This is a genomic window from Streptomyces sp. PU-14G (assembly GCF_041028275.1).
Classification (GTDB): Bacteria; Actinomycetota; Actinomycetes; order Streptomycetales; family Streptomycetaceae; genus Streptomyces.
Genome location: NZ_JASKYT010000553.1, coordinates 1 through 2,933 on the forward strand (window position 1 = coordinate 1; position 2,933 = coordinate 2,933).

Consider the following 2,933-nt stretch of genomic DNA (forward strand, 5'->3'; position numbering starts at 1 on the left):
GCCCGAGCCCCTCCCCGCCCAGGACGCCGCACCGGCGGCCGGTCCAGAGGCCACACCGGCGGCCGGTCCTGAGCCGGCGGCCGGTCCGGCCGCGCGCCGGGAGGCGGCGTCCACAGGGCCCTCGGCGGACCTGTTCCGCCAGTACCTGCGCGAGATAGGCCGCATACCCCTGCTGACGGCGGCCGAGGAGGTGGAGCTGGCCCGCCGGGTGGAGGCGGGACTGTTCGCGGAGGAGAAGCTCGGCAACACTCCCGAACTGGAGGGCGCGCTCGCCCTCGACCTCGACCGTCTGGTGGTGCTCGGCAGGGTGGCCAAGCGCCGCCTGATAGAGGCGAACCTGCGGCTGGTCGTCTCCGTCGCCAAGCGCTACGTCGGGCGGGGGCTGACCATGCTCGACCTCGTGCAGGAGGGCAACCTCGGTCTGATCCGCGCGGTGGAGAAGTTCGACTACGCGCGCGGCTACAAGTTCTCGACGTACGCGACCTGGTGGATCCGCCAGGCCATGTCCCGCGCCCTGGCCGACCAGGCCCGCACGATCCGCGTCCCGGTGCACGTCGTCGAGCTGATCAACCGGGTGGTGCGGGTGCAGCGCCGGATGCTCCAGGAGCGTGGTTACGAGCCGGCGTCCGAGGAGGTCGCCGCCCAGCTCGGGCTCACGGAGGAGCGGGTGAGCGAGGTGCTGCGGCTCGCTCAGGAGCCGGTCTCCCTGCACGCGCCCGTAGGGGAGGAGGACGACGTCAACCTCGGCGACCTGATCGAGGACGGTGACGCGGCCTCCCCTGTCGAGTCGGCCGCCTTCCTGCTGCTGCGTGAGCATCTGGAGGCCGTGCTCTCCACTCTCGGTGAGCGCGAACGCCGGGTCGTCCAGCTGCGGTACGGGCTGATCGACGGCCGGCCGCGCACGCTGGAGGAGATCGGCAACCTCTTCGGCGTCACGCGGGAGCGCATCCGGCAGATCGAGTCGAAGACCCTCACCAAGCTGCGGGAGCACGCCTTCGCCGACCAGTTGCGGGGTTACCTGGACTGACCGGGGGTATCCCTTGTCAACGACCCCCCCCTCAAGGTGCCCATCGAGTAGGGCCCGCCTGATGAGCGCTGCCGCAACTCGCTACGGGGAAATCCCAGGCCAACGCCCTGTGTACGGCCTCGGCCCGGGATTCGACCTGTGCGCTACAGTGCCGGTAATCCGGGGGAATTCAGATCGTGGCGTGCACGATGCGCCCACAGGAGTTGGCGATGATGGAACCTTCGCTGGCATCCCCCAGGCAGGCTCGATAGCCGATGTCCCAGCCGTCTATGAGGTCTCCGTACGAACGCACAGTGCACCCTCCGGCGCCACCGGTGTGCCACTTGTTCGCTTTGCCGCCAGAGACCACCACGACGGACCAGCCATCGGCGGCCCGGTCGCAGACCCACATCTTGTCGCCGTTGGCCTGCCACCGGCCGAAGCCGGAACCCCAGCCATCGCCCGTGTAGCAGCCGTAAGTGGTGCATGCGTCGTTGCCCGCCGCCGCGGCTTGCGGAGCCGTCGACACGGCCAAGCCCAGCGCGCTCGCGGTCGCGACCCCGAAGAGCGCTGCCTTTCTGCCCCAGTTCCTCGTCCTCACTGGTCCCCCTGAGTTGTGTCTCGTTGTTCGCTGTTCAACGACGCAGAGGTTAGGGGCAGCGCGAGGGGGACCACAGGGAGGAACCGGCCATTCCCCGGGCCCCTGGGAAGCAGTCCTCGTCATCCGGCCGCGCCCACCTCGCGGGTTCAACGAGCTGCCGCGTCAGCGGACCCCCCCCTCCACGAGCCGCGTTGCTGCCGTGAGGGACCGGGTGTCGTCGCGTCCCGGTGGGCGGCGAGCAGCCCCCAGCGCGGGCTTACCGGGACTGAGGCGGCGCCCTTGTCAGCGTGTTCGATTCCTCTCCATAATCACGGCATTCGCTTGGCATGCGCCCGTCACCCGGGCGTCGGGTAGGCGAGTAACCCCCCACGAGAGGAAGCACGTTGAAGAACCCCACGAAGCGCCTGAAGAGACTCACCGCCGTCGGTACCGTCGCGCTGGCCGCCTTCAGCCTCAGCCCCGCCGCCGCCTCCGCACTGCCCTCGGGCACCCCGGCCGGGAACGGCGAACCCGGCGCGACCGTCGTCGGCGGCACCCCCGCCGAGCAGGGCGAATTCCCCTTCATGGTGCGGCTGTCCATGGGCTGCGGCGGCGCACTGCTGGAGAAGGACATCGTGCTGACCGCCGCCCACTGCGTGGACGGCAGCGGCCCCGACACCAGCATCACCGCCACGGGCGGCGTCGTCGACCTCGAGGACCCGGCGGCCGTCACCGCCAAGTCCACCGAGGTCCTCCAGGCCCCCGGCTACGACGGGCAGGGCAAGGACTGGGCGCTCATCAAACTCGACAAGGCCCTCGACCAGCCCACCCTCCCCATAGCCAAGGACGACAGCTACAACAAGGGCGACTTCACCATCGCGGGCTGGGGCGCCGACCAGGAAGGCGGCGACCAGCAGCGCTACCTGCTCAAGGCGCAGGTCCCCTTCGTGGACGACGCCACCTGCAAGAGCGCCTACCCCGACCTGGTCGAGGGCGAGGAGCTGTGCGCGGGCAAGCTCGACACCGGCGGTGTCGACACCTGCCAGGGCGACTCCGGCGGCCCGATGTTCCGCAAGGACGACGCCGGCGAGTGGATCCAGGTGGGCATCGTCAGCTGGGGCGACGGCTGCGCGAGGCCCGGCAAGCCCGGCGTGTACACGGAGGTCAGCACGTTCGCCGCTGACATCGAGGCCGCCGCCGGGCAGTTGGGCGGCTGACCGGTTCCGTACACCCCGTCCGTGGCCCGCTGGTGAAGACGCCCCCCCCCCCCCCCCACGGCCGGTTCCGCGCCATACCCGGGGCCTTCGCCCCGCCCCGGCCCTCGCCCGCCGCCCGGACCTTCGCCCG

The 2,933-nt window shown here is 70.9% G+C and carries 3 protein-coding genes; 2 read left to right on the plus strand and 1 reads right to left on the minus strand.

Annotated elements, in window-relative coordinates:
* The coding region (locus AB8Z75_RS33205; protein ID WP_369208582.1) for an RNA polymerase sigma factor at positions 1-1,027 on the plus strand (1,027 nt) is incomplete at its 5' end.
* A gap of 169 nt (positions 1,028-1,196) precedes the next feature.
* Here the strand turns inward: AB8Z75_RS33205 and AB8Z75_RS33210 are convergent.
* Positions 1,197-1,607, minus strand: coding sequence for a hypothetical protein (locus tag AB8Z75_RS33210; RefSeq protein WP_369208584.1), 411 nt, complete (start codon positions 1,605-1,607; stop codon positions 1,197-1,199).
* Between the two features lie 383 nt (positions 1,608-1,990).
* Here AB8Z75_RS33210 and AB8Z75_RS33215 point away from each other — a divergent pair, with 383 nt between their 5' ends.
* Positions 1,991-2,803: a trypsin-like serine protease gene (locus AB8Z75_RS33215; RefSeq protein ID WP_369208586.1), complete on the plus strand. Its 813-nt coding sequence runs from the start codon at positions 1,991-1,993 to the stop codon at positions 2,801-2,803.
* The last annotated feature ends 130 nt before the right edge of the window (positions 2,804-2,933 follow it).